Source organism: Sphingobacterium populi (assembly GCF_001586775.1).
Lineage (GTDB): Bacteria > Bacteroidota > Bacteroidia > Sphingobacteriales > Sphingobacteriaceae > Sphingobacterium > Sphingobacterium populi.
Map to the genome: position 1 here is coordinate 229289 of NZ_LQXS01000002.1, position 25874 is coordinate 255162.

Consider the following 25874-nt stretch of genomic DNA (forward strand, 5'->3'; position numbering starts at 1 on the left):
ACTAATTGCTATTTAGATCACGTATAAATAATTTAAGCATGGCACGATTGGAAGATAAAATTCAAGCGAAAAAGTTCAGTAGCGAATGGCACAAAGCCACGATAAACATTGTGTATACACATAACTGGTTGACCAATCTGCTAGAAGAGCGTGCAAGCAAATATGATCTTACGGTACAGCAGTTTAATGTGTTGCGGATATTGCGAGGCCAATACCCGTCACCGGTAAAAAATTCGTTATTACGGGATCGTATGCTCACCAAAACATCAGATATATCACGTCTGATTGATAGGATTATAGCCAAAGATCTGGTTTCACGCACGTCTTGCGATAAAGATAAAAGAGCCGTCGATCTGTTAATTACACAAAAAGGATTAGATCTATTGGAGGAGATTGAACATCAAATGATGCTAGTAGATGTACTTCCACACAATATCACCGAAAAGCAGTGTATCGAGCTCAACAAATTGCTGGACAAATTTAGAGGTAAGGATGCGCTTTAGTGAACATGATCAGGACTATGATCATGATCATGATGCTCATGTGGATGTGTGCCGTGGTGAGGATGATGAGAGTGGTCGTGCCCGTCGAATAAGAAATTTGCAAGCGATACCAATATACCTAAAACGATAGCAATCATCTTCTTACGGTTAAATTTGTGGTGATCGGCAGAGCCAGACTCAAATAGGATTGTTGTAGAAATATGCAAGAAAATACCGATTACAATCGCCATTAACTTATCAAAATGCTGTGAAATCTCACCAACACCGCCTGAGCTAATGGTTTTACTGGTCATAAATCCTAGCGGTGTCATCGCGGCGAAGATACCGATGTACAACATAATCTTCGCCTTCGATAAGTTGGTGTTGAGCAGCAAACTACCTAAAGCAAATGCTGCAGGAATGTGATGTATCGCAATACCAAATACCAATTGGTTTTGATGGCCTGCTACCAGTGGCATACCTTCCAAAAAAGCATGTAAGCACAAGCTGATCAAGATTCCCAATGGAAAGATCTTGTAATCGTGCTGATGAATATGACCATGTTCGATGCCTTGAGAAAACTGCTCCAATAGCAATTGAAAAATAAAGCCACCTAATATATAAAGTCCGATAATCTCGGGATCCGTCTGCCCACCTAAGTAAGCATGTGGTATTAAATGAAGTACCGTGATGGCAAACAAATAGGCTCCACTAAACGATAGTATCAATTTTAGAAATTGTGCATTGTCGCGTTTGACAAAAAACACACTGATACCAGCCGCAAAGGCCGAAATGAAAAGGATAGAGATAATCGATGCCGGACTCATATTGTTGTTGTTACTGTATTTTGCTGTTTAGGCGTAAGAAGATTCGGGAAAAATCGATGAAAGAGATAGCCATTGAGCACGCCAATACCAGTACCTAACAAAGCGCCAAACAGAATATCTAAAGGGTAATGTACGCCTACATATACCTGAGAAATAGAAATCATAAACGCCCATAAGAAACCCAACCAAAAAACGTGCTTCCAACGTCGACGAAAGAGTACGATCCAGAAGAAAGCCATAGCGAAATGGTTGGTGGCATGAGACGAAGTAAAGCTATAGCCGCCACTACATCGTACGCGCAGATTGATCTGCTGTTTGAAGGTTTCATCATTACAAGGACGTACCCGCTTGACCGTTTTCTTAATCAAATGTGAAGATACCCCGTCCGAAATACCGAAGTTAACCAACGTCATTACTACGATTAGTATACCAACCTTACCGTAATGTTTAATGAAAAATATTACCAAAAAAAGGTAAAGCGGCGCCCACGTAAACGGATTTCGAAGAATCGGTAATAACCAATCGAAAATCGCATTGCTGGCACCCTGATTGAACATCAGAAAAACTTCCTGATCTATTTGAATAATTCTTTCAAGCATAATGATAAAAATTTCACAGATGGTTGCTGGATCTTTAAGGACTCCAAATCTATAAAATATTTCAATGCAATTTCGTTCTTGCTGTTAAATGAAACAATGTTGCGACAAAGATACTCCGACAATCTGGATTTCAAAATTAAAAATTCAATTTGATGGATTATTTCGTGTATTTTAGCCCGTAATCTTATTTTATAGCATATGACATTAATAAAATCGATATCTGGTATTAGAGGAACCATCGGCGGCAGAGCAGGTGAAAATCTTACTCCTATAGATATTGTAAAGTTTACTGCAGCATTTGGCAAGATCATTACGCAAGGTGCTACTTCTCGCACTATTGTCGTAGGTAGAGATGCCCGCGTATCGGGCGATATGGTGGCGAGGTTAGTGATTGGTACGTTACAAAGTATTGGTATTGATGTAGTGGATCTTGGTTTGTCAACGACACCCACTGTTGAAATAGCTGTGCCATTGGAATCCGCCGCAGGCGGTATTATTTTGACCGCTTCACATAATCCAGGCCAATGGAATGCATTGAAATTGCTGAATGCGCAGGGCGAATTTATTAGCGATGTAGAAGGTCAAGAAGTGCTGGCATTGGGTGAAAGCCTAGAATTTGATTTTGCAGAATATAATCAGTTGGGTAAAGTGCGTGAAGACGATAGCTATTTGCAAAAACATATCGATGCCGTGCTAGCTTTACCATTGGTAGATGCAGCAGCCATTAGTCAGGCTAATTTTAAAATAGCCGTTGATGCAGTAAACAGCTCAGGCGGTATTTATATCCCAGCTTTGTTAAAAGCGCTCGGTGTGCCGACGATTTATCCTATACATTGTGCGCCAAATGGTGAATTTCCACATAATCCAGAACCATTAAAAGAACATCTGGTTGATCTTTCCCAAGCCGTAATTGAAAATAAGGCAGACCTAGGAATTGCCGTAGATCCAGATGTGGATCGGTTGGTATTTATGATGGAAGACGGTGAATTGTTTGGCGAAGAATATACCTTAGTCGCTGTTGCAGATTATATTTTATCACAGAAATCGGGTAACACCGTGTCAAACTTATCATCAACACGCGCGTTGCGCGATGTCACAGTACACCACGGCGGCCAATACTATGCTGCAGCAGTAGGCGAGGTCAACGTAGTTACGAAGATGAAAGAGGTAAACGCCGTAATCGGCGGTGAAGGTAATGGCGGTATTATTTACCCAGATTCGCATTACGGTCGTGATGCACTTGTGGGTGTCGCGTTGTTCTTAACGCATCTAGCCAAATTAAAACAAAAGCCATCAGCTTATCGTGCGTCGCTGCCGCAGTACTATATGTCCAAAAATAAAATTACGCTTACACCAGAACTCGATATAGATTCATTATTGTCGCAAATGCAGGAGAAGTACGCACATGAAACTCATAGCACGATCGATGGTCTAAAAATCGACTTTGAACATGAATGGGTACACTTGCGCAAATCCAATACAGAACCTATTATTAGAATTTATAGTGAAGGCAAGACGCCGGAAGCTGCTGAAGATATTGCGCAAAAAATTATAAGCGAAATTCAAGCAATTATTGCGTAAAGCTCCTAAAATATAGTAGTACGAAGCACTACGCACCTTACAGCGCCTGCTACAAGCACATATGTGTTTGCAGCAGGCGTTTTTTTGTATTCATATTTCAAACAAAGTGCTGATCCGTGCGTTAATTGGTAGAAAAACATACTAATGTAACAATTCAGATATATTACAGAGGCATTTGAGCTTCCAAACGAAAGTTCAGAAATAAGACGTAGCAATACCATTTACCACCTCCATTCAGAAAAGCATTCCAAATTTAAGAAGAGACTCATGGCAAAGCACAGCTATTACATCATCCTATTGACCTGCCTTTTTGTGTGGGCAGGCAATTCACTACACGCGAATAACACATCGGATCATCATCTAACGGTAAAAGCAGATTCCATTGAAGTGAAAGGGAAAATCACAGATTCTGTAGGCGTCGCTATTGCGGGTGCCGTCATCACAGAAAAAGGAACCTCCAATTCCGTGACCTCCAACACTGATGGAGAATTTTCAATTAGCGCTAACCCCAATGGAGCATTGATGGTATTGAAATCTCCCTATGCCGTCAAAGAGGTTTTTGTCAATAATCAGCGCGAACTCGATATCACGCTAACAGTTACGTTAGCCGAAGCCGAATTAGTTGCCGAGGAACGAGCTGATAGTGCCGTAGCGCAGGATACGAGTATTACCGCGATAGGCCAGAATGACCAAACCGATAGCACAACCTCCACTATAACTGCGGCTGCGACAGATACGGCGATTGCTGAAATCCAAAGAAGTGGTGTTGTGTCTGGCCCTTCCGGCCCATTAGGCGGCGTCAGCGTAAAGATTCAAGGCACATCGACCAGCGTATCTACAGACAATGAAGGACGTTTTCAATTGTCAGCCAGCAACGAGCAGATTTTGGAATTCACTTCTCTAGGATTTCAGCCCGTCACACAGCCGGTAGGTGATCGAGCAAACATACAGATCGTGATGACGCCGGAAACCAATACCATTGAATCGGTGAAAGTAGTGGCCGTCGGCTATGGCACCATGCGCCGAGAGACACTACCAACAGCCGTATCCAGCATCGGCTCAGACGAAATCGAGAATGAAGTATTGCCAAGTATCTCTCAAGCAATTCAGGGAAAAGCAGGCGGTGTACAGGTCACTCAAAAATCTGGATCACCAGGTGGCGGGCTCAATATCCGAGTGCGCGGTACGACTTCCATCAATGCCAGTTCAGATCCGCTCTATGTAGTAGATGGAATACCGGTAAATAGTACCACCAATTTTACGGGCGGCTCTAGCTTTGATTTTGGTGGCGGTACTCAAGGAATCAATATTTTGTCTTCTATCAATCCATCTGACGTACAGTCGGTAGAGATTCTGAAAGATGCTGCTTCTTCATCCATTTATGGCTCTCGAGCAGCCAACGGAGTCGTGCTAATTACCACCAAAAAAGGTAGTGCAGGGGGAAGTGAATTCAGCTTTAATATGTATGAAGGTTTTTCTCAGGTACCGCGCGAGCGTTATTACGAAATGATGAATACGGAACAATATCAAGATTACATGCGAGATTTTTACGGGCAGATGCAGCGGCAGGCACAAGCAATTAATCCAGATACGATCATTACCATTCCTGAACAGATTCTAAGCAATCCGAATATCAATACCAATTGGCAAGATGAAATCTTCAGAACTGCACCTACGCGCAATTACGAGATATCTTCCAGAGGCGGTGGCGAGCGTACTCAATACTATACTTCTGTGGGGTATATGCGTCAGGGCGGTACTTTGTTGTATTCTGATTTCAATCGCTTAAGCGGTCGGTTGAACTTGGATCATCAGCATAGTGACAAATTGCGATTTTCGACCGCAGTAAACATTACGCGCGCGATGAACAAAAGAGTGCAGGAAGAAAACTCGCGCGAAGGAGCTACCAAAAGCGGTTTTGTAGCGCCACCAAATTTGCCTGTATTTGATGAATCCGGCCGCTACGTGTACGATGAGGTAATTACGTCTCGCGAAAATCCAGTAGCCATGTTGCAATTGCCGACCAATGAAGCACAAACCTTCAGGATTTTGGCTAACGGGCAGGTGGATTATAACTTTATTCCTTCTTTGACGTTGATGACGCGTTTTGGCGTCGATGTCAGTTTCATCGATGAAACTTTTTTTATGCCTCCAACCGGTTTACGTGCTTTCACAGCACAACGGGGTATAGGAGCAAGACGTAATACTCGCGATCAATTATGGATCAATGAAACTACCTTGACGTTCGATAAGCGATATGACGATCATTATATCAATGCGCTGGCAGGTTTCTCGCTACAGGAATCGCGGTTAGAATTTGTACATGCACAACGATCTAATTTTGTAGACAACGATGTCAATCAGATCGTCGGAGGCGGTATCATTACCGGCGCCAATGCTTTTCCAGAAGAATGGGCTATTGCATCTGGATTTGGTCGCGTCAACTATGTTTTTCAAGATAAATATATCCTGAATGCTAATGTGCGTTGGGACGGTTCTTCACGCTTCGGCGCAGACAATCGTTGGGCGGTATTTCCGGCATTTGCTGCTGCGTGGCGCGTTTCTCAAGAAGATTTTCTGAAAGATTCTCCGACCATCAGTGATCTGAAATTGCGTGCCAGCTGGGGTAAAACCGGAAATCAGAACATCGGTAACTATGCCAGTTATACGCTCTATTCTGCCGGTAATAATTATATCGGATCGCCCGGTTTTATTCCAAATATATTGGGCGATAACCAATTGAAATGGGAGACAACGACGCAAACCGATATTGGTGTCGACTTCGGTTTATTCAATAATCGTATTTCTGTATTGGCAGATTATTATTACAAACGCACCTCCGATTTATTGATCAGTGTGCCTATTCGGCATAGTTTAGGATTTATCAATCGTTTTACAAATTTTGGTGAAATTGAAAATAAAGGTTTTGAATTTGAGTTGACTTCCCGAAACCTAGTCGGAGATTTTCGTTGGACGACTTCACTTAATATGACATTTAATCGCAATAAGGTAATCTCTTTGCCAGAAGGTGTAAATGAAATGCTTGGCGGTGTAGGCGATTTGAATATTGCTAAACCTGGCCTACCGCTCGGATCGTTTTCCGGTTGGCAAACGATCGGTGTCAATCCACAGACGGGTATGATTGATTATCGTGGTGTAGATGGCGACGTCGTGCTGCCAACAGAGTACCGCGATCGTACGGTCATTGGCGATCCCAACCCCGACTTTTTTGGTGGTATCACCAATAATTTCTACTACAAGAACTTTGATCTTAGCATTATGGGACAGTTTTCTTATGGCAATGATATCTTCAATTACAACTTATTTACGGCCCTATCGGGCTTCAATAATAGTAGCAACGGTTTGGTGGATTGGGTCGATAGATGGCGCCAGCCGGGCGATATCACCGATGTGCCACGCGTATCTCCAGGCGACCTCAATAATGCTACAATTTCAGATCGCTTTGTAGAAGATGGATCATTCTTTCGCCTGCGCAACATCACGTTGGGATATACATTTTCAGAAGGTGTGAATTCGCGCTTGCGCACGAAAGGCCTGCGCTGGTACTTCACGGTACAGAATGCCTTCGTATTTACCAAATATCGCGGTTACGATCCAGAGGTCGCATCGAGTCATGGCGGAGCCAATACCGGCTTGATCTACGGATATGATTATGGCAGCTATCCGCAGCCGCGCATTTTCACCACCGGGGTTAACTTAACATTTTAAATCACGCATTAGCTTTGAACAATATGAAAACTAAAAATACAGCCGTTTTATTCTTCGCCCTTTTCGTGACCATTTTTACGACATCCTGCAACGATTTTTTAGATCGAATGCCCGTAGCACAGCGTTCTCCCGAAAGTATCTTTACCTCAGAAGAAAGCGCTAATGCAGCGGTCAATGGTATGTATCGCTCTATGATGAATAGCTTCTCTTATGGTCAAGCTATACTCATGATTCCAGAGTTCTCGGCCAATCATCTGGCACATGTGAGTAGCTTTCCCGAGTTCGAAAATTTTGCTACGCATGGTATCATCAATCCCGATGGTGGAACCTCACAGCCACTACCACCCTCCAATATCTGGTTAGCGAATATGTGGCAGGTAAGTTATCAAACGATTAATGCAGCAAACGGCATTATTATGATGGTACCTCAAATGGATGCTGCGGTGATAAGCGATGAGCGAAAAGGTCAGTTGGAGGGCGAAGCCAGGTTCATACGAGCTTTACACTATTTTTTCTTGGCGCGCGCATTTGGCAATGTTCCGTTGGAGCTTACGCCTTCTGGCGAGCAGACCGACGAGTACGCTCCGCAAGCCAATACGGAGCAATTATATACTCAAATCATCGAAGACCTAACACGAGCTGTCGAGATATTGCCGCTTTCTGCCGGATCGGGTTTAGCTCAAAAGGGTAGAGCGAATCGTTGGGCAGCAAAGGCATTACTAGCCAAAGTATACTTATATCATGCCACGAAGTTTAGCAATGATTATAGCGAGGCGGTACGATTATCGGAAGATGTAATTCAAAATGGTGGTTTCAATCTGGTGGATAATTATATCAATATCTGGCAAACAGAAAATACCACAGAATCTATTTTCGAACTGCAATTTGACGAGCAAGCTACCAATCCTTGGGCCAACGAAATTGGAGACAACGACGGTAACCGTACTTTTGCCAGAGGCAATGTGGTCGCCAATTTGTACGATTCATTGGACATTAGAAAAGCGGCAACGGTACGATTGGGTACGCGTGCAGATCTTACAGATCGTTGGTACATCGCCAAATATCCGAACATAGTGCCGGCTACGCAGAATTTTCCCTTAATTCGTTTGGCAGAAGTATATCTTATTCACGCAGAGGCACGAGCGCGTGTCGACAATGCCGTGAGCAATGCTTCTTATCAGTCCTTAGCAGCAGTACAAGCGCGCGCGGGCGTATTGCAGCCAATCGGCAGCTATACGAGCCTCGACGAGTACATTGTCGCTATTCAGGAAGAGAAAGAAAAAGAATTAATGTTTGAAGGCGAAACGTGGTTCGACTACTGTCGTACCGGATTGGCGTTATCGAAATATAGTACGTTGACCAACGAGCAATATTTTATTTATCCAATACCAGCCGCACAGTTCCAAGTAGATCCTACCTTGGTTCAAAATCCGGGCTATAATCCATCATAATCTTCCTTAACTATTGCAAATATCAAAGCCACCAATCGGTAGATTGGTGGCTTTGATATTGGTGCCGTTGTATAAAAACGGGCATTATTAAAACGATTCGTCTCGCGTATTAGAATCATTAAAAGCCGCTGTAAACTCATCTTTTTGCTGATCTTCCATCCCTTCGTCAAACGACAAAGACATATCGTAGTCACTTAAGCTATCCGATTCTCGAAGGGATTGGCCGATCTGTTGCAAATGTTTTGCTAATGCGTCGCTGATGGAAGTTGCTCCCGATTGGCTTCCCTCTAGCACTGATTTTCCCGACTCTTGACCATCTTCTATACTCCAAGAAAGGTGCTGGTAGTCAGATTGGTAAAATGAAGCGACATCGATGTTGATCTGTTTTTTCATAGTATCTCTGTTTATTCTTTACAACGGCATTAGAACAAATATGTTTGCTCGAAGCTAGGCGATAGCCTTTAGCCAAGCAAAATGTAAACTCAATATCAGTTTTGTATGAAGCTTGAAAATGTATACACAATTTTTCGCTAGAATCGCTATTTTTGCACCGAAAATTATGAATAAGACGATATTCTCGCGCTTATGGCGGATGCTATCTCACCTGGGAGTTAACCATCAAATGGCTTACATGGAAGTAAAACGTGTGCATATGGTAAATCTAATTGCCATCATATGTATTCCGGCAATGTTTGTATTTGCGCTTGTTAACTTATATGAAGGTCGCTATCTCTTGTCGCTCATAAATTTTTCCAATGGCATTTCCTGTGTTTTCATCCTATTTTTACAGTATTATAAGAAGCATGAGTTTGCTAAATTCATCCTATTAGGAGTCAATTTCTTCTTCTTTTATTTTGGAGCCTTGTTCTATGGTAATGCCGGTGAAAATTTTCTGCTGTGCATCATGATCGTTTGCATGTTGCTTTACGATAATCGAACAATACAATGGTTTATGGGCGGATTGGTTATCGCTGGGATTGTATCTATAAAGCTTTTTCCGCCAGAACTTTTACTGACGGATCACGTGCCCAAAAGCCGAATTCTAATCAATACCATTGGGTCACTTTTCTTTATTGTGGTAGCTGTGCATTTCTTCAAAAATATTATTTATAATAATGTGATGCAGATTGAAGAGCAACGGCAAAGGTTACAGATTTTAAACCAAGACAAAGAAAGGATCATGTCCATCGTTGCTCATGATGTTCGAAGTCCATTTTCCATGCTAGAAGATATGGTCTTTCTGCTACACCAACAAGTGATTAATGGCTCGGTATCGGAAGAATATATCTTGCAATTACAAAAACAAATTGCAAAGCAAAAAGAAGTATTAGACGATATATTGAGCTGGAGCAGTAGGAGTATGCGCGGGCAGCAAAAGCTGAATGCTACGACTCAGGTTGCTGAAGTGGTAGATAATTTAATCCCGCTCATTCAAGCCTCGAGCGACTCTAAAAGGATAAAAATAATCGCAGATGTCGATCGATATTTCCCGTTGTATGTCGATCCGGACCATCTGATGATTATTTTGCGAAATGTACTTAGCAATGCCATTAAATTTAGTAACTCTAATGATTTTGTGAAAATATCGGTATCGAAAGATATGGGCTATGGATTTATTCATATACAAGATAACGGCATTGGCATGGAAAAGGATCAAGCTGAATACTTGTTTCACACAATACAAGAACGATCCCTCGGGACAGACAATGAGCCAGGCGCTGGATTGGGACTACTTCTTTGTCACGAATTAATCAAGCATAATAACGGCATCGTGAAAGTAGAAAGTGTGCCGGGATACGGAAGTCGATTTACAGTTGGTTTTCCCATGCAGATAGATACTTAGTGTTTCTATAGTATACGTTTGCGTAGTTTTTTAGAAAATTATGCGTTATCTCATCTCGACTTGCGATGAATTCTTTCATCAGCTTATGGCAAGGAATTTGTAAATGGTAGAGCTAAAACGAATCGTTATGAGATACATTTTTATTTATTTGCTAGGTATAGCCCTCGTGACAGGATGCGGGCAATCCAAAACAGAAAACGCAGATGATCCAGCTGAGAGTGCAGCATCTACAGCAGAAGATGGTTCCGCACCGATGGCCGAAACCGTAGGTGATTGGCCAGGTACTTATGAAGGCGTAGTACCTTGTGCGGATTGTCCGGGTATCAAAACCACAGTGGTGCTAAACAACAATGACACGTTTCGAATCACACAAGACTATGAAGATCGTGATCAGAAAGTCGATGATAATGGAAGAATCATGTGGCATGATGGTGGTAAAGTGGCTCATCTAAAAGGAACAGAGGTGAATCTAAAATTTAAGATCGGTAAAAACGACATCAAACAGCTTGATGAAGATGAGCAAGAAATCACTTCCGAGCTTGCACCGCACTATGTCTTAAACAAGATCAAAGAAGTAGAACTACCAATCGAGTAGATCGTACACTTCCTTCTGGTTAGTATAATAATTTTAAAAGGGGCGCATCTGAATGCGCCCCTTTTATATACGGACTACTTTGGAATCGCACAAACGCGATACATACTCGATCCGATGGTTTCGCAATAAGCACTGTTATCCTCAATGTGTTGATAGCGCTCCAAAAACTTTTCGTGTCCATCGGCATCCCCGATGGATAAAAGTGCGGGATCCGATATATCGGCCGTATTATTATCCAAGAAAATCGAATAATCATCCGTATCTTCTACCATGTGGAATCCTTTTTCTTCCTCGATACTATTTCCAGCTACGTGCTTTTTATAGTAGGCTTTTCCTTTTTCCAGTGCTTCTTCTTGTGTCATGTCTTCTAGGTTTAATGTATGCTATTGGATAAACAACTATTCGCAGTATTTGATTTTTATGAATGGTATTCCAACAAATTTTTGTCCCAATTGTTATCCTATCAAACAATCAAAATAGATATGAGTACAGAAAATCTTCACAACCAAGAAGCTATAGATAAACTGAAAGAATTAGTGGACAAAATCGATATTGGAATGCTGGGCAGCTACCCAACAGCAAGTACTTTTGTGCACGCTGTGCCAATGAGCCGCCAAGAAGTAGACGATTCTGGGAGCATCTGGTTCCTATTTTCAGCAGAAAGTGACACGCATATACACCTAGAGGCTAATGATAAAGTTAGTCTGTTGTATTCTGACGTAAGCAACTATAGCTTTCTGAGCATCAACGGTCATGCTGAAATATCGAGAGATCAAGACCGTATTGATAAATACTGGAATAAAATGATCGAAGGATGGTTTGAAAAAGGAAAAGAGGATCCGAATATTCGCGTATTGCGCGTAGTGCCAGATGAGGCTCACTACTGGGATACCAAATCCAATAAGTTGGTCACCTTCTTTAAAGTCGCTGCCAGCGCAGTTACAGGTGCCAAAAAAGACGTCGGGCGTCAAGGTGATCTTAATGTCTAAAATCCTTTAGCGACATTTTACGTAACAACTATAAAAGCCAGATTTTGTCTGTATGACATATCTGGCTTTTTGTGCTAATTTAGAAATTATGACTACATTTTATAATTTGAGTGCAGCAAAACCCGCTGGGGATCCATTGCTAATGGAAAGCTTAAAGGGTAAAGTGGTTCTTATTGTGAATACAGCAACCAAATGTGGACTTGCACCACAGTTTGAAGGCTTAGAAAGGTTACATCAACTATATGCCAAAAAAGGATTGGTGGTATTAGGTTTTCCTTGCGATCAATTTGCAAATCAAGAACCTGAAACTAATGAAAGTATGGCGCATACCTGTCAGAAAAATCACGGTGTCACCTTCCAGTTAATGGCAAAATCAGATGTGAATGGACCAAATACACATCCCGTTTTTGCCTTTCTTAAAGAACAACTGCCCGGAACTTTTGGTAAGCGCATAAAGTGGAACTTTACCAAATTTTTGATCGATAAAGATGGCGTGCCTATTAAGCGATTCTCACCATTAGCCAAGCCAGATGCGATAGAACGGCACATAGTAAAACTATTGGGAATATAATTTGCCAATTGGTTAAAAAAATAGTTAAATTGGTGTTTAATTATTTTTAAATGAATACGTACAATAATCCGGTACTCAAAAATTTGCCTGCACACCTTAGGCAATTTGTAGTGCCGCAAAATTATCAGCGCTATACCGCCATTGATCAAGCCGTTTGGCGCTATGTAATGCGGCAAAACTACGCATACTTAAAAGACGTAGCCTACTATCCATATATCCCAGGTTTGCGTAAGGCAGGTTTGAGTATTGAGCAAATTCCTGATTTACAAACTATGAATGATAGCTTGTCACAAATTGGTTGGGGAGCTGTCACGGTCGATGGCTTTATTCCACCATCGGCGTTTATGGAATTTCAAGCACATCGTGTACTGGTAATTGCGGCAGATATTCGCCAACTAAAACATATAGAATATACGCCCGCTCCGGATATCATCCATGAATCGTCTGGCCATGCGCCTATAATCGGCGAACAAGAGTATGCTGATTACTTGCAATATTTTGGTGAAGTAGGCAGTAAAGCGATGTACTCTGCACAAGATTTTCAACTTTATGAAGCCATTCGCCATCTATCAATCTTGAAAGAACGCACAGATGTCACTAGCGATGAGCTGGAAGCTGCAAATTCAGTATTGAACAATATCCAGGAAAATATGGGCGAGCCATCAGAAATGGCACTGCTCAGTAGATTGCACTGGTGGACAGTGGAATATGGGTTGATCGGCACCATCGAAAACCCTAAAATTTATGGCGCGGGATTATTATCGTCTATTGGCGAAAGCGCGAACTGCATGCAGTCGGATGTTCCTAAGTTAGCGTACACGATCGATGCTATAGCTTACTCATATGATATTACGACAGAGCAACCTCAATTATTCGTTACTCCAGATTTTGCGCATTTACGAAAAGTTTTAGACGAGTTTGCCGATAGGATGTCTTTTAGAAGAGGGGGAAAATATGGAGTTGATTTGGCCATAGCTAGTGGTAATACATGTACATGTGTTTATAGCTCAGGATTACAAGTTTCTGGTACATTTCTACAAGCTGGAAACCCGCAACAGCTATCTTATATAGGTACAATAGGTCCGACAGCACTTGCCATTGACAATCAGCAATTGAGTGATCATGGCAAAATACAACATCCGGAGGGTTTTGGAAGTCCTGTGGGATCTATAATTGGCTCAGAACGGGGTTTGGAAGATTGTCAGTTGCAAGATCTAAAAAAAATAGGTCTGATTGCAGGTGAAATGGCGGAAATTAACTTTAAATCAGGAATTCAAGTACGTGGTAAGTTGATCGACCATATTTTTTATAAATCGAAATTGTGCCTGCTAAGTTTTAGTGATTGTACTGTGCGGGATATTGGCAGTGGAGAAATTTATTTTGAGCCTGCATGGGGCAGGTACGATATGGCAGTTGGTGAGCAGATTGTTTCAGTATACTCGGGAGCTGCTGATAAATCCACTTTTGATCCCAAGATTACAATATCTGTTCATAAAACTGAAAATCTCGCTCATAGTGGCAAAGAGCAGGAATTAGCTGCGCTTTATGCTACGATACGTACTATCAGGGAGCAAGCTACGACTATAAATTTTGAGCAATTTCTCGATGATCATATCGCCGTACTCAACCAGAACTGGCTTGCTCTAGTCGAGTTACTAGAATTGGCATTAGATAGTAGGAATGTGAAAGCTGCCGCACGCATCGAAGACTTACTAATAAATCTATCCAATAACACACCTCTAATCCAGAAGTTGATCAACGATGGTATACGTCTAGCTCACAATGATAATATCAAAATAGTATTATATTAGATATTTAATTATTTTATAATTAATATTATATTTTAAAATGTAAATTAATTATATTTGTGCATATAATATTTATGACAGCGCTCAATATTCTAACGATTATAATTCGTTCCCTCGGTTTGGCTCTATTTCGTAAGAATATACTAGCCGATATGGTTTTTGCCCAACACTAACCTTTAGTACCCTACTCGAGCAAATGCTGTTCGAGTTGCTTTTCCCCTATTTTTCGTTTTACAGTAGATGATTACTTATGTACGGTAATACAATTTAAATCCAAAATCATGACTCAAACTTTTGCCCAAAAAATCTCTCAAGCAGCAGATTTTTTGCCGATCAATGGTACTGATCACATCGAATTTTATGTAGGCAATGCTAAGCAAGCCGCACATTTTTACAAGACTGCATTCGGCTTTCAATCCGAAGCCTACGCTGGTCCCGAAACCGGTGTTCGAGATCGCTGTTCTTACGTACTAAGACAAAACAAAATCAGGATTGTACTGACGACTGCACTACGATCCGAACATCCAATTTCTGAGCATGTTAAGAAGCACGGCGACGGCGTCAAAATATTGGCTTTGTGGGTAGATGACGCCTATAAAGCATTTGAAGAAACAGTAAAGCGTGGTGCTCGTGCATACCAAGAGCCGCAAGTATTAACCGACGAACATGGTGCGGTACGTATGGCGGGAATATATACTTACGGCGAAACAGTACATTTATTCGTAGAGCGTAAAGATTATCGTGGATCGTTTATGCCTGGTTATAAGCATTGGGAAAGCGATTATAATCCAATAGAAACAGGTTTATTGTATGTGGATCATTGTGTTGGAAATGTAGGTTGGGATCGCATGAATCATATGGTCGAATGGTATCAGAATGTAATGGGATTTGTCAACATCTTATCCTTCGATGATAAGCAAATTAACACCGAATATTCTGCGTTGATGAGCAAAGTTATGAGCAATGGCAATGGGTTTGTAAAATTCCCGATCAACGAACCGGCGGAGGGGAAAAAGAAATCTCAGATTGAAGAATATCTAGAATTTTATGAAGGAGAAGGTGTGCAACATGCAGCATTAGCCACTCATGATATCGTAGCGACTGTTCGAGCATTAAAATCAAGAGGTGTGGAATTTTTGTCGCCGCCGCCTGATAGCTATTATGACATGCTGCCTGATCGTGTAGGGGCAATTGAAGAGGAGATACAAATACTCAAAGCGTTAGGAATCATGGTTGATCGGGATGAGGAAGGTTATTTATTGCAGATCTTCACTAAACCAATAGAGGATCGTCCAACCTTGTTTTATGAGATAATTCAACGGCGTGGAGCGCAAAGTTTTGGTGCTGGAAATTTTAAGGCCTTGTTTGAAGCAATCGAACGCGAACAGGAACTAAGAGGTAATTTATAATTGTGAGCACATATGAAAGATTTAATGTCGACATTCGAGCATACACGTCCCGAAATCATCTTCGAGTGGAAAGACACTGAGACAGATGCAGAAGGATGGATTGTAATCAATTCATTGCGTGGAGGTGCAGCAGGTGGTGGTACAAGAATGCGTTTGGGACTCGATCGTGAAGAAGTAGTAGGTCTCGCAAAAACCATGGAGGTGAAATTCACGGTTTCTGGGCCAGCAATTGGTGGTGCAAAATCAGGAATAAATTTCAATCCCACTGACCCTAGGCGCGATGGCGTATTGAAGCGCTGGTTTAAAGCAGTTACACCATTATTAAAAGCCTATTATGGTACGGGAGGTGATCTGAATGTCGACGAAATTCATGATGTGATTCCGCTTACCGAAAAGTATGGTTTGTGGCATCCACAAGAAGGGATATTGAGCGGACATTTCAACGTGCAAGAAAATGCGCGTATCCATCAAATTGGCCAACTTCGATATGGTGTTTCTAAAGTAATAGAAGATGTGCAGTATTCTCCGGATCTGAAAAGAAAGTATCGAGTCGCTGACATGATTACGGGCTATGGCGTGGCACAATCAATCCAGCATTTTTATACCCTATACGATGGTTCCTGTGTAGGCAAGCGTGCAATTATACAAGGTTGGGGAAATGTTGCGGCTTCTGCGGCATTCTATCTGGCCAGAATGGGAGTAAAAATTGTAGGAATCATCGATCGCGTAGGCGGACTTATTGCCACGGAAGGGTTCACGTTAGAAGAAATTAAAAAACTTTTTCTAGAGCGCGATGGCAATATGCTGTTGTCTCCACTGTTAAGACCATACGAGGAGATAAACGAAGAGATTTGGCAAATTGGAGCACAGATTTTTGTGCCTGCGGCTGCATCACGACTAGTTTCTCAAAGTAATGTAGAAAGCCTAATTGCTAACGGATTGGAACTGATATCCTCTGGTGCCAATGTTCCCTTCGCCGATCGTGAGATATTCTACGGCCCAGTGATGGAATTTGCAGATCGGCATGTTGCGGTTATACCAGATTTTATTGCTAATTGTGGCATGGCACGTGTGTTTTCCTATTTAATGCAACCTAATATCGAAATTAGCGATCAAGCTCTCTTCACAGATGTATCTCAGGTAATCTTTACGGCTTTGCAAAAAATCAGAAATGAGAATTCCCAGAAAATAATGTTATCCTCTAAGGCTTACGAAGTAGCGCTGAGACAACTGGTTAATAACGAAGCTACGGTGTTAAGCTAATGCATAACACGAAATCAAAGAAGATTCGAAATCTTGGGTATAAAAATGAATAGCCCGACAGCAGCAGCACTTATTGCCGTGACTAGTACAGCGGCGGCGGCTGCATCTTTTACTTTTTTAATTTGTGGATGTATATCGGACGACACAAAGTCGGCCAGATATTCTAATGCGGAGTTGATACATTCCATACTGATCACCAATCCAGCGCTTAAAGTGATTATCGTCCATTCTACTGCGGAGAGGGATAGCATCAAACCTAAAGCGATCACTAATAGCATAATGATGAGATGTATCCTGAAATTCGCTTCCTGCGTGAATACAGTACGTAATCCTTGTACTGCATACTGAATGCTTGCGATTAGTCGTCTCATCTGCTCCCAATTGTTTAATTGACGCCTAATATCAGAATATTTTCATTCCAATGCTCAAGATTCCGGATTGTGAAAATTTTCTGCAGCAGCATGGAATAATTACGTTTCATGGTTTAAATATTTCACAGATATTTTCAGCTAATTATGAGATGACGATGCATTTTTCTTCATCTTAATAATAAACTCTTTCGGACTGATGCCAAATTGTTTTTGAAAGTTTCGGGTGAAGTGTGACGGAGTGCTAAAACCTAATTTATTAGCAATTTCGTACACCTTATATCCATGGTTTGTTAGCAACTGAGCAGCTTTTTTTAATCTCGTGATATTGATTAATTCATTGGGTGACAGATCAGAAAGAGCCTTAATTTTGCGATATAAAGTCGGCCTGCTCATGCACATTCGTTCTGCCAGCATATCCACACATAAAGTTTGCTCGGACATGTTTTCTAAGATAAGTGTATTCAATTTCTGCAAAAACAACTGATCGCCGGTTGCCTCCGCGTCGACATCTGATTGGGCAGGGGGAGTAGCATCATAATGCGCCCGCAAAGATTTGCGATTTCGCAGTAAGCTAGAAATTTGAGCTTGTAAGAAGGTTGGTGAGAAAGGCTTTTCGATATAAGCATCAGCGCCAAATTCTAATCCTTCAATTTTGGATTGCAAGCTATTCTTTGCCGTAAGCATAATAAATGGGATATGGCTGTACTGCAAATCATCCTTTATAGCGGTGCATAACTCATAGCCATCCATGATGGGCATTATTAAATCGCTAACGATAAGATCTACCGGATATAGTTTGATATAATCCAAGGCTTCTTGACCGTTAGTCATTTTTATTACACGGTATTGCTCTTCCAGGTCATCGGCTATAAAGTCCAAAATTTCTTGATGGTCATCGGCAATTACGATGGTTGCCTCAGTAGGGTGCATCGAATTTATCATAGATTTATAAGGTAGCTCTACAACAAATATATCAAATTTCTCCAAAAGGCGGTTGGTGATTTGAAACGAGGAGTACGACTATAGAAAAAAAAGAAAGTCCTGAAATGGGAGCTTCAAGACTTTCGACAAACCAATTATTAACCAAACACTATGATGAAAACAATATTTGTGCCATATGTAAGAAATTTCAGTTTTTTATGTGTTTAATTCTTGTGTTTTTGCAAAACACGTATTTATTACCACTTCATAGTATCGCTTCCATGCAGTCAATCAAAAAAAGAAGTCCTGAAGTGGGGAACTTCAGGACTTCTAAACTAACTAACCAATTATTAACCTATTATGAAAAAATTACTACTGCCTATAGAACGCATGTAATTCTGAAATAGTACAGTCAAGTTCATTGCTTAACTTTTTTTAACATCATGGGTAATTATATCGTTGCTATTGGACATGCGGTACGTTGTTTCATTCACTTTATTTACAACAAATGTTGCCCCTTCCACTAGACCCAACTGCGCAGCAGCATCTTTACCTAGGTTTAATACATCCGATCGATCTCTCCGATGCGATAGTGTACATTCAAATTTGTCTTTAATAACGATCGTGATTTTGCGTGCACGTGCTGGGAAGAAATATTTTAGCTCTTTCGTAATTCGTATTTGATGTTTTCTGACATCATCTGCACTGATTTTATTTCCTGCTGATGGCAGCGTGATATAATCCATGACGGGTTCTGTTTCTGCTACCGCTGCGGGGGCTTCAGCTACTTCGGTGGTTGCTTCATTCCCTAAGATATTACGTACATAGTACAGCTTATTTTTTGATTTTTCTGTGGTTCTTTCATCCACTTCGAAATCAGCTTTTCGCGATTTAAAGAGATGCGATATCTTTTCGAAGCCGTGATTTCGCGCATCGAAATCAGGTTTGCGCTTGATGAGCAGATTACCGATTTCTCCCAAAAAGGCCCATCCGCTCTCATCTGCTGTATCATCTACCGTATCTTTTAGTAATAATAATGTGTCTTCATCTAAAGGAGTACTTTCTTTGGTTGCCGGTCTTGGTGTTGGTTTATTACCAGTCGTAGGCGCGGTATTGTCGGTTGTTTTCTTTTTAGACGCCGACTTGTGGTCTAGGATCTCCACGTAGATGAATTTATCGCAGGATGCGATAAAAGGCTTTGGCGTTTTGCGTTCGCCAATGCCGATAACTAGTTTGCCGGATTCGCGTAGTCGAGTAGCTAAGCGCGTAAAATCGCTATCGCTAGACACGATACAAAATCCATCAACTCGATCCGAATGAAGAATGTCCATCGCGTCAATTATCAGTGCTGAATCGGTAGAATTCTTGCCCTGTGTATAACTATACTGCTGTATGGGGGTGATGGCATGCGTTAGTAAACTAGATTTCCAATTCTCTACAAATGGACTGGTCCAGTCACCATAAATTCGTTTGATGGAGGGTACACCGTAGCGATTGACCTCGTTTAAAATTTCTTCTATTTTTTTGTAAGACACGTTGTCCGCGTCTATTAACATTGCTATTTTCTGGTCTTTGCGATCCGCCATGATATAATTCGTAAGTATACGTGCGATTAAAGGTAGTTGTAAAAGCGGTAACCTGCAAGCGGGCGTATACATAAGACTGTAGTGAATAGTTTTTGGCTATATCACTATCGAGTTAATTGATTTTCATTAATTTACATATTATCATATCTTTATGAAGATTGAAGTGCATGAGGGATAAAATTTATTAAATCATACGTTATACAAATGGAAAGAGAATCGAACGATTTAGGAAAATGCCCATTTCATAATGGTAATGGAGCGTCGACGAAAGCAGTAGCAGGGCATGGTACAGCTAATAAAGACTGGTGGCCAAAGCAACTTAAATTAAATATCTTAAGGCAGCATTCTGCCTTGTCCGATCCGATGGATCCTGATTTTAACTATGCAGATGCATTCAATAGTTTGGATCTTGAAGCGGTAAAAAAAGATTTACACGCTTTGATGACCGATTCACAAGATTGGTGGCCTGCAGATTTCGGCCATTACGGTCCACTTTTCGTTCGTATGGCCTGGCATAGTGCAGGCACGTATCGCGTAGGAGATGGTCGTGGTGGCGCAGGCTCTGGGCAACAACGTTTTGCGCCATTAAATAGTTGGCCTGATAATGTCAGTTTAGATAAGGCACGTCGCTTGTTATGGCCAATTAAGCAGAAATATGGTCGCCATATTTCTTGGGCAGACCTTTTGATATTAACAGGTAATGTGGCGCTAGAGTCTATGGGCTTCAAAACTTTTGGATTTGCAGGTGGCCGAGCAGATGTATGGGAATCTGATGAGGATGTGTACTGGGGATCAGAAACCACCTGGCTTGGCGGAGATTTACGCTATGGTCATGGATCCGACGGAGCAGATAAACAACACGGCGTTGTAGTATCTGACGACGATGCCGATGGTGATGTGCATTCTCGAAATCTAGAAAAACCACTGGCTGCAGTACAAATGGGGTTAATCTATGTGAATCCGGAAGGGCCTGATGGCAATCCGGATCCTATTCTCGCAGCCAAAGATATTCGCGATACATTTGGCCGCATGGCCATGAATGATGAAGAAACTGTAGCATTGATCGCTGGTGGACACACGTTTGGTAAAACGCATGGCGCAGCACCAGCTGACGATCACGTGGGTGTCGAACCAGAAGCGGCTGGCTTAGAAATGCAAGGACTGGGGTGGCAAAATAGTTTTGGATCCGGAAAAGGTGGTGATACGATTACCAGTGGATTGGAAGTCACTTGGACAACTACGCCTACGAAATGGGGAAATAATTTTTTCGAGAATCTTTTCGGCTTTGAGTGGGAGCTTACCAAAAGTCCAGCAGGAGCACACCAATGGGTGGCGAAAAATGCTGAAAATATTATTCCTGATGCATTTGTAGAAGGTAAGAAGCATGCGCCGACCATGTTGACTACCGATTTATCCTTGCGTTTTGATCCGGAGTATGAAAAGATTTCCAGAAGATTTTATGAGAACCCAGATGAGTTTGCAGATGCGTTTTCACGCGCATGGTTTAAACTAACCCATCGAGATATGGGGCCTCGGGAATTGTATCTTGGTCCAGAAGTGCCAGCAGAGATCTTGTTATGGCAAGATCCTATTCCTGCTGTTGATCATCCATTGGTCAATGATCAGGATGTCGCCAAGTTGAAAGAACAAGTATTACACTCTGGCCTAACACCAACCCAGTTAATTAGTACGGCATGGGCGTCGGCATCTACCTTCCGAGGATCTGATAAACGTGGGGGTGCAAACGGTGCTCGGGTTCGTTTAGCTCCACAAAAGGACTGGGAAGTTAATAATCCTATCCAATTACAAAAGGTGTTGGCCAAACTAGAAGAGATTCAAACCTCCTTTGAGCAATCGCAGGCAGATGGTAAAAAAATATCGCTAGCAGATCTCATAATACTGGCTGGTGATGCTGCTGTAGAGCAGGCTGCGGGCCATGCTATCCAAATACCATTCCGACCTGGACGGATGGATGCCACGCAAGAACAGACTGATGTGCAATCTTTTGAATACCTAGAACCTATTGCTGATGGATTTAGAAACTACCATCCTAAACAATACAGCGCATCCCAAGAAGAATTATTGGTGGATAGAGCGCAGCTACTCGGACTTACTGGTCCCGAACTTACCGTGCTGGTAGGTGGATTGCGTGTATTGGGAGCGAATTATAATGGAAGTTCTGATGGTGTATTTACAACTAATCCAGGCGTGCTAAGTAACGATTTCTTCGTGAATTTGTTGGATATGAGAAACGAATGGAAAGCCGTTACGGCAGATAAACAACGCTACGAAGCACACGACCGCTCCAGCGGCGAGCTTCGTTGGACGGCCAGTCGGGCAGATTTGGTTTTTGGTTCTAATGCTGAACTACGTGCCATCGCCGAAGTATACGGTAGTGCCGATGCAAAGCAGAAATTCGTGCAGGATTTTGCCAAAGCCTGGACTAAAATCATGAATGCTGACCGGTTCGATTAAAGCATTTGAATTTTGTATGCTAAAGGCGTAGCAAACTTGCTACGCCTTTAGCATACAATAACTATGGATTGCAGCAATCTATGATGCTATCGAACAATTGCAGGCGATTCGCTGTTGTACTACGAAGACAATTACTACAAGTATGTCACATTTGAAAAAACGAATGTAGCGATGAAAAATATCCTCATATCCGGTGGAACCGGCTTTATAGGTAGTCGATTGATCAACCATCTCTTGGCCACATTTCCTGATGTACAGATTACCGTATTGGTTCGTGATGAAAGCGATAGTAAATCACAACCGAGAGTACGTTACTGTAAATGGGATGTTAAAAGTAGTTTTATATCCTCCGATGTGCCTACGGATATTGACACCATTATTCATTTGGCAGGGGCAAACATTGCGGCAAAGCGTTGGACAAAGCAACGTAAAAAAGTCTTGTTAGAAAGCCGTACCGAAAGTACGAAGCTATTGACACAGTGGGTCAATAACATGGGAAAGAACGTAAAGACTTTTGTGTCGGCTTCTGCCATCGGTTGGTACGGATCTGCTTCTGGCGAGCGATCTTTTATCGAAACTGATCCAGCTGCGAACGATTTTTTGGCGCACGTATGTGCGGAATGGGAAGCTGCAACTCAATCACTTTCAGCCAGCAAGGTTCGTATTGTGTGGATACGTACAGGTCTTGTTTTGCATCCCGATGGCGGCATGTGGAAGGCGATGCGCAAGGCATTTGCTTTTCGTGTAGCACCATGCTTCGGCCATGGTAAACAAGTATTTAGCTGGATCAGTCTGGAAGATCTGCTTCGCTTGTATACTTTTGTTGCCGTTACTCCCACACTAGCAGGAGCTTTCAACGCTGTCGCGCCCAAACCCGAAGGGCAAGCAATGTTGACCAAAAAACTTCTAAAGAAAAAATCTACTTTCGCAATCCAGATTCCTATACCAGCTTCATTGTTGAAAATTGGCCTAGGCGAACTATCCCAGGAATTGCTGAAACATGCTCCCGTGTCATCTCGAAAAGTGGAGGATGCCGGATTCTCTTTTCTGAATCCTACCTTGGACCATCTGTAGAAAATCTTGCTACAAATTCTTCCACTGCGCTACAAACTCTAATTTGTCGCTGGCGGCTAATCCATTGGGATTACAACCCGGCAAGCCTTCAGGTACTTCCAAGTTCATTTTAAAATAATAGTTGGCCCAGAAGGTATCTGTCTTTTGCGTAGCCGGATCCAAGAAAGTCATCGGTTCTAGTGTAAAGATTTGGTCTGCTCTGAAGATTCGCTCTATAAGGTCTGAACAATACAGGCTCTCATCGTTCAAGATGTAGGTAAAATTATATGGTAGACCCAACCATTTTTTAGCTTCTACTAATGCAGCAGGGATGGCGGCTTGATATGCTGGTTTTAAACGATACACGGCGTATTGTTTTTGCGAAATGGAATCATGCGACAAAAAGCTGTTCAGTGGTTCTCTTACTGATCCATTCCTGGTGTTGGCGTGCAGTACAAAAATAGAGTCATCTATTACTTCTAGTAGCGCGACATGATCGAAATTGGTTGAGGAATTGGTTTGCGTAACTCGATCTATTGCTCCCGAAAGGTTTTCGTTTGAAGCTCCTACAAATAATAAATCACCGTTTTCAATCACAGTTGTTAAATCGCTAGAAGAAGATATTTGTTGTGAAAATAGTGGTAAGATTGCAGTAAAATGCACTATGATACAGATAAAGGATCGAAGATATCTCATGGCCAAATATCGCTATTTGATCCGCGAAACTCAAATAAGCTTATGGGTGTGGCAAGCTAGCAGATATAGCTACTCAAGTTTACTCTAAAATGCATCGATTTTAAAATAAAGAGAGGTGGCCAGTTTATGACCACCTTCTTATATAGTTGGTGTGATAATATTAATTTTAATTCCCCTCAAAAAAATGGGTTAGTGTCTTTCTCTGAACTACATTCGCAACAAGTATGCCAATGTTTTAAGACATAAATATTAACGGTAATTGTGATAGTATCAGTAGGGTTGTTTTTTATTTACTCAAGTGGTTAGAATACATAAAAAAAAGACTTTCAACCGGGGAGGCTGAAAGTCTTTAAACTAACCAATTATTAACCTAAAATTATGAATGCACAAAGATACATATTACAAGTGTAAACATCAATAGTTTTTCTCATTTTTAATTTTTGCGATGTCACTAAAATGTTTTAGCTATAAATGATATTTAGAGTAATATGTGGGAAAATTTTACAGGTGTCGAACTATTTAACGCATTTCACTATGCTATGCTGGCATAGTGAAATGCGTTAAATGTTTTGATTTTTAGGGGGCTACGCCAACGGGTGCTTTCTAACAATTATGGATGATCAAGAGAAAAAATTAAATAAAAAATTTACTTGGTTCTTACCATTATGCTAAACTCCGTCGGCAAGAATAAAAATGAGTTTATGGAGACACTTAAAAATCTACAGAAGCATGCAAAATGATATTGATGTGCGCATCATTTCATGCATTACTATCTAAATGAAAAAAAAGATTTTCAAACGGGGAGAATGAAAATCTTTACTAACCAATTATAAACCTAAATTTTATACTACAAACATATGTTTGGCATGATTAGCTAAAACTAATTTGCTGTTAAGTTATCGTGAAGTTTGTCCGAATAGCAGCTAGGTTTTTTGCTCTTGCTTGATCCTTTTATAAGCTAAGCCACACAATAATTTTATCAGTATATGTTACTTATACCCTAATAGCAATTCGCTTTTTTATAAAAAAATTCACTTTAATGATATTTTATTAATTAATTATTTTTAGATTAGCATTTGTAAATGGCTGTGCCACAATAAATTTTTATTTCGATAAATTGTTTCTGATGCTTATTTATAGATTTAATTGACAGTGGTATGAAAAATAATATATTAATTTCTACTGTCAAGATCTAGAGGAAATAGGTGAGAGAAATGTGAATTTTGTCGAGTGATGGAAAATAGATAATTCGTGATATGTGACGTTAGTACGCTAAACTTGCATGCTTTTAATGATTGTTCGCGAATGTCTCTGTTGGTGTCTCTTTAAGGGAGTGTTTTTCTAAACAATGTCGATATCAGAAGCCAGCATTTCATTTTAGTCCCGTCGGTAGCTTTCCGATTGGTAGTAATCAGCAGCGATCTAGCTATTCATCAATGATTAGTATCACTGTTTCCTTAATGACCTACAATACCTACGTTAAATATTTTACTTTGTATTATCCTTCGTGGGGATGGGTAATGAACCAAGCTCAATATAATGGTGTCTGGGCGATTTTGCTAGGCATTGCGTTGTGGGGATTGGCAGGTATCTAATATCTATTTAGATGAGTTTACGTAGATAAA

The 25874-nt window shown here is 41.2% G+C and carries 22 protein-coding genes; 14 read left to right on the forward strand and 8 right to left on the reverse strand.

The genetic code is table 11. The annotated features are described in order from the left end of the window. Positions 1–38: 38 nt before the first annotated feature. On the forward strand, positions 39–503 hold the full coding sequence (locus tag A0125_RS05295; RefSeq protein ID WP_066753268.1) for a MarR family winged helix-turn-helix transcriptional regulator: 465 nt from the start codon (positions 39–41) through the stop codon (positions 501–503). Here the strand turns inward: A0125_RS05295 and A0125_RS05300 are convergent. After that, positions 500–1309 carry a ZIP family metal transporter gene (locus A0125_RS05300; protein WP_066753270.1) on the reverse strand — a complete coding sequence of 270 codons (810 nt, stop codon included), beginning with the start codon at positions 1307–1309 and terminating at the stop codon, positions 500–502. The genes A0125_RS05295 and A0125_RS05300 overlap by 4 nt on opposite strands. Beyond that, on the reverse strand, positions 1306–1908 hold the full coding sequence (locus A0125_RS05305) for a phosphatase PAP2 family protein (protein ID WP_066753273.1): 603 nt from the start codon (positions 1906–1908) through the stop codon (positions 1306–1308). The genes A0125_RS05300 and A0125_RS05305 overlap by 4 nt, the downstream gene beginning before the upstream one ends. Before the next feature lie 198 nt (positions 1909–2106). Here A0125_RS05305 and glmM point away from each other — a divergent pair, with 198 nt between their 5' ends. From glmM to A0125_RS05320, 3 genes are all read left to right on the forward strand, one after another. Continuing rightward, positions 2107–3489, forward strand: coding sequence for a phosphoglucosamine mutase (glmM, locus tag A0125_RS05310; RefSeq protein WP_066753276.1), 1383 nt, complete (start codon positions 2107–2109; stop codon positions 3487–3489). A 267-nt stretch (positions 3490–3756) separates the two neighbouring features. Next, the gene (locus A0125_RS05315; protein ID WP_082784913.1) at positions 3757–7218 is read left to right on the forward strand and encodes a SusC/RagA family TonB-linked outer membrane protein; all 3462 of its coding nucleotides are present in this window, start codon (positions 3757–3759) and stop codon (positions 7216–7218) included. Between the two features lie 23 nt (positions 7219–7241). Beyond that, positions 7242–8669, forward strand: a complete 1428-nt coding sequence (locus A0125_RS05320; protein ID WP_066753278.1) for a RagB/SusD family nutrient uptake outer membrane protein — start codon at positions 7242–7244, stop codon at positions 8667–8669. Positions 8670–8756: 87 nt separating this feature from the next. Here A0125_RS05320 and A0125_RS05325 read toward each other — a convergent pair whose 3' ends face one another. Continuing rightward, the gene (locus tag A0125_RS05325; protein WP_066753281.1) at positions 8757–9062 is read right to left on the reverse strand and encodes a hypothetical protein; all 306 of its coding nucleotides are present in this window, start codon (positions 9060–9062) and stop codon (positions 8757–8759) included. Positions 9063–9228: 166 nt separating this feature from the next. On the opposite strand from A0125_RS05325, the gene A0125_RS05330 reads away from it, so the two are divergent. Then, entirely contained in the window at positions 9229–10512 is a 1284-nt protein-coding gene (locus A0125_RS05330; RefSeq protein WP_197464798.1) for a sensor histidine kinase, read from the forward strand. A 127-nt stretch (positions 10513–10639) separates the two neighbouring features. Beyond that, on the forward strand, positions 10640–11107 hold the full coding sequence (locus tag A0125_RS05335) for a copper resistance protein NlpE (protein ID WP_197464799.1): 468 nt from the start codon (positions 10640–10642) through the stop codon (positions 11105–11107). Positions 11108–11181: 74 nt separating this feature from the next. On the opposite strand, the gene A0125_RS05340 is transcribed toward A0125_RS05335, so the two are convergent. Beyond that, positions 11182–11469: a hypothetical protein gene (locus tag A0125_RS05340; RefSeq protein WP_066753289.1), complete on the reverse strand. Its 288-nt coding sequence runs from the start codon at positions 11467–11469 to the stop codon at positions 11182–11184. Positions 11470–11589: 120 nt separating this feature from the next. On the opposite strand from A0125_RS05340, the gene A0125_RS05345 reads away from it, so the two are divergent. The 5 genes from A0125_RS05345 (at position 11590) to A0125_RS05365 (ending at position 17147) form a co-directional block, all read left to right on the forward strand. Further along, positions 11590–12096 carry a pyridoxamine 5'-phosphate oxidase family protein gene (locus A0125_RS05345; RefSeq protein WP_197464800.1) on the forward strand — a complete coding sequence of 169 codons (507 nt, stop codon included), beginning with the start codon at positions 11590–11592 and terminating at the stop codon, positions 12094–12096. Between the two features lie 88 nt (positions 12097–12184). Next, positions 12185–12667: a glutathione peroxidase gene (locus A0125_RS05350; RefSeq protein ID WP_066754235.1), complete on the forward strand. Its 483-nt coding sequence runs from the start codon at positions 12185–12187 to the stop codon at positions 12665–12667. 50 nt (positions 12668–12717) lie between these two features. Continuing rightward, positions 12718–14478 (forward strand): aromatic amino acid hydroxylase, encoded by a 1761-nt coding sequence (locus tag A0125_RS05355; RefSeq protein WP_066753294.1) that lies wholly within the window; start codon positions 12718–12720, stop codon positions 14476–14478. A gap of 278 nt (positions 14479–14756) precedes the next feature. Continuing rightward, a complete protein-coding gene (gene hppD, locus A0125_RS05360; RefSeq protein ID WP_066753297.1) occupies positions 14757–15884 on the forward strand; it encodes a 4-hydroxyphenylpyruvate dioxygenase in 1128 nt (375 codons plus the stop codon). Between the two features lie 12 nt (positions 15885–15896). Beyond that, on the forward strand, positions 15897–17147 hold the full coding sequence (locus A0125_RS05365) for a Glu/Leu/Phe/Val dehydrogenase dimerization domain-containing protein (RefSeq protein ID WP_066753300.1): 1251 nt from the start codon (positions 15897–15899) through the stop codon (positions 17145–17147). 14 nt (positions 17148–17161) lie between these two features. On the opposite strand, the gene A0125_RS05370 is transcribed toward A0125_RS05365, so the two are convergent. The 3 genes from A0125_RS05370 to A0125_RS05380 all read right to left on the reverse strand — a co-directional run bounded on the left by A0125_RS05370 (position 17162) and on the right by A0125_RS05380 (position 20025). Beyond that, on the reverse strand, positions 17162–17518 hold the full coding sequence (locus tag A0125_RS05370; protein WP_066753303.1) for a diacylglycerol kinase: 357 nt from the start codon (positions 17516–17518) through the stop codon (positions 17162–17164). 138 nt (positions 17519–17656) lie between these two features. Continuing rightward, positions 17657–18460 (reverse strand): response regulator transcription factor, encoded by an 804-nt coding sequence (locus A0125_RS05375; RefSeq protein WP_066753306.1) that lies wholly within the window; start codon positions 18458–18460, stop codon positions 17657–17659. A gap of 404 nt (positions 18461–18864) precedes the next feature. After that, complete coding sequence (locus A0125_RS05380; RefSeq protein ID WP_082784914.1) at positions 18865–20025, reverse strand: NYN domain-containing protein; 1161 nt, start codon at positions 20023–20025, stop codon at positions 18865–18867. A gap of 204 nt (positions 20026–20229) precedes the next feature. Between A0125_RS05380 and katG the strand changes: the two genes are divergently transcribed. Both katG and A0125_RS05390 read left to right on the forward strand, forming a co-directional pair. Beyond that, the gene (katG, locus tag A0125_RS05385; RefSeq protein WP_066753308.1) at positions 20230–22500 is read left to right on the forward strand and encodes a catalase/peroxidase HPI; all 2271 of its coding nucleotides are present in this window, start codon (positions 20230–20232) and stop codon (positions 22498–22500) included. Positions 22501–22671: 171 nt separating this feature from the next. Continuing rightward, positions 22672–23574: a TIGR01777 family oxidoreductase gene (locus A0125_RS05390; RefSeq protein WP_156472427.1), complete on the forward strand. Its 903-nt coding sequence runs from the start codon at positions 22672–22674 to the stop codon at positions 23572–23574. A gap of 9 nt (positions 23575–23583) precedes the next feature. On the opposite strand, the gene A0125_RS05395 is transcribed toward A0125_RS05390, so the two are convergent. Beyond that, positions 23584–24150: a YiiX/YebB-like N1pC/P60 family cysteine hydrolase gene (locus A0125_RS05395; RefSeq protein WP_066754237.1), complete on the reverse strand. Its 567-nt coding sequence runs from the start codon at positions 24148–24150 to the stop codon at positions 23584–23586. Between the two features lie 1535 nt (positions 24151–25685). Here A0125_RS05395 and A0125_RS15525 point away from each other — a divergent pair. After that, positions 25686–25844 carry a hypothetical protein gene (locus A0125_RS15525; protein ID WP_156472428.1) on the forward strand — a complete coding sequence of 53 codons (159 nt, stop codon included), beginning with the start codon at positions 25686–25688 and terminating at the stop codon, positions 25842–25844. Positions 25845–25874: the final 30 nt, after the last annotated feature.

Excerpts from the sequence above, each read along its gene's own strand:
- A0125_RS05295 (WP_066753268.1), top strand. The coding sequence starts at position 39 with ATGGCACGATTGGAAGATAAAATTCAAGCGAAAAAGTTCAGTAGCGAA.
- A0125_RS05300 (WP_066753270.1), bottom strand. The coding sequence starts at position 1,309 with ATGAGTCCGGCATCGATTATCTCTATCCTTTTCATTTCGGCCTTTGCG.
- A0125_RS05305 (WP_066753273.1), bottom strand. The coding sequence starts at position 1,908 with ATGCTTGAAAGAATTATTCAAATAGATCAGGAAGTTTTTCTGATGTTC.
- glmM (WP_066753276.1), top strand. The coding sequence starts at position 2,107 with ATGACATTAATAAAATCGATATCTGGTATTAGAGGAACCATCGGCGGC.
- A0125_RS05315 (WP_082784913.1), top strand. The coding sequence starts at position 3,757 with ATGGCAAAGCACAGCTATTACATCATCCTATTGACCTGCCTTTTTGTG.
- A0125_RS05320 (WP_066753278.1), top strand. The coding sequence starts at position 7,242 with ATGAAAACTAAAAATACAGCCGTTTTATTCTTCGCCCTTTTCGTGACC.
- A0125_RS05325 (WP_066753281.1), bottom strand. The coding sequence starts at position 9,062 with ATGAAAAAACAGATCAACATCGATGTCGCTTCATTTTACCAATCTGAC.
- A0125_RS05330 (WP_197464798.1), top strand. The coding sequence starts at position 9,229 with ATGAATAAGACGATATTCTCGCGCTTATGGCGGATGCTATCTCACCTG.
- A0125_RS05335 (WP_197464799.1), top strand. The coding sequence starts at position 10,640 with ATGAGATACATTTTTATTTATTTGCTAGGTATAGCCCTCGTGACAGGA.
- A0125_RS05340 (WP_066753289.1), bottom strand. The coding sequence starts at position 11,469 with ATGACACAAGAAGAAGCACTGGAAAAAGGAAAAGCCTACTATAAAAAG.
- A0125_RS05345 (WP_197464800.1), top strand. The coding sequence starts at position 11,590 with ATGAGTACAGAAAATCTTCACAACCAAGAAGCTATAGATAAACTGAAA.
- A0125_RS05350 (WP_066754235.1), top strand. The coding sequence starts at position 12,185 with ATGACTACATTTTATAATTTGAGTGCAGCAAAACCCGCTGGGGATCCA.
- A0125_RS05355 (WP_066753294.1), top strand. The coding sequence starts at position 12,718 with ATGAATACGTACAATAATCCGGTACTCAAAAATTTGCCTGCACACCTT.
- hppD (WP_066753297.1), top strand. The coding sequence starts at position 14,757 with ATGACTCAAACTTTTGCCCAAAAAATCTCTCAAGCAGCAGATTTTTTG.
- A0125_RS05365 (WP_066753300.1), top strand. The coding sequence starts at position 15,897 with ATGAAAGATTTAATGTCGACATTCGAGCATACACGTCCCGAAATCATC.
- A0125_RS05370 (WP_066753303.1), bottom strand. The coding sequence starts at position 17,518 with ATGAGACGACTAATCGCAAGCATTCAGTATGCAGTACAAGGATTACGT.
- A0125_RS05375 (WP_066753306.1), bottom strand. The coding sequence starts at position 18,460 with ATGATAAATTCGATGCACCCTACTGAGGCAACCATCGTAATTGCCGAT.
- A0125_RS05380 (WP_082784914.1), bottom strand. The coding sequence starts at position 20,025 with ATGGCGGATCGCAAAGACCAGAAAATAGCAATGTTAATAGACGCGGAC.
- katG (WP_066753308.1), top strand. The coding sequence starts at position 20,230 with ATGGAAAGAGAATCGAACGATTTAGGAAAATGCCCATTTCATAATGGT.
- A0125_RS05390 (WP_156472427.1), top strand. The coding sequence starts at position 22,672 with ATGAAAAATATCCTCATATCCGGTGGAACCGGCTTTATAGGTAGTCGA.
- A0125_RS15525 (WP_156472428.1), top strand. The coding sequence starts at position 25,686 with ATGATTAGTATCACTGTTTCCTTAATGACCTACAATACCTACGTTAAA.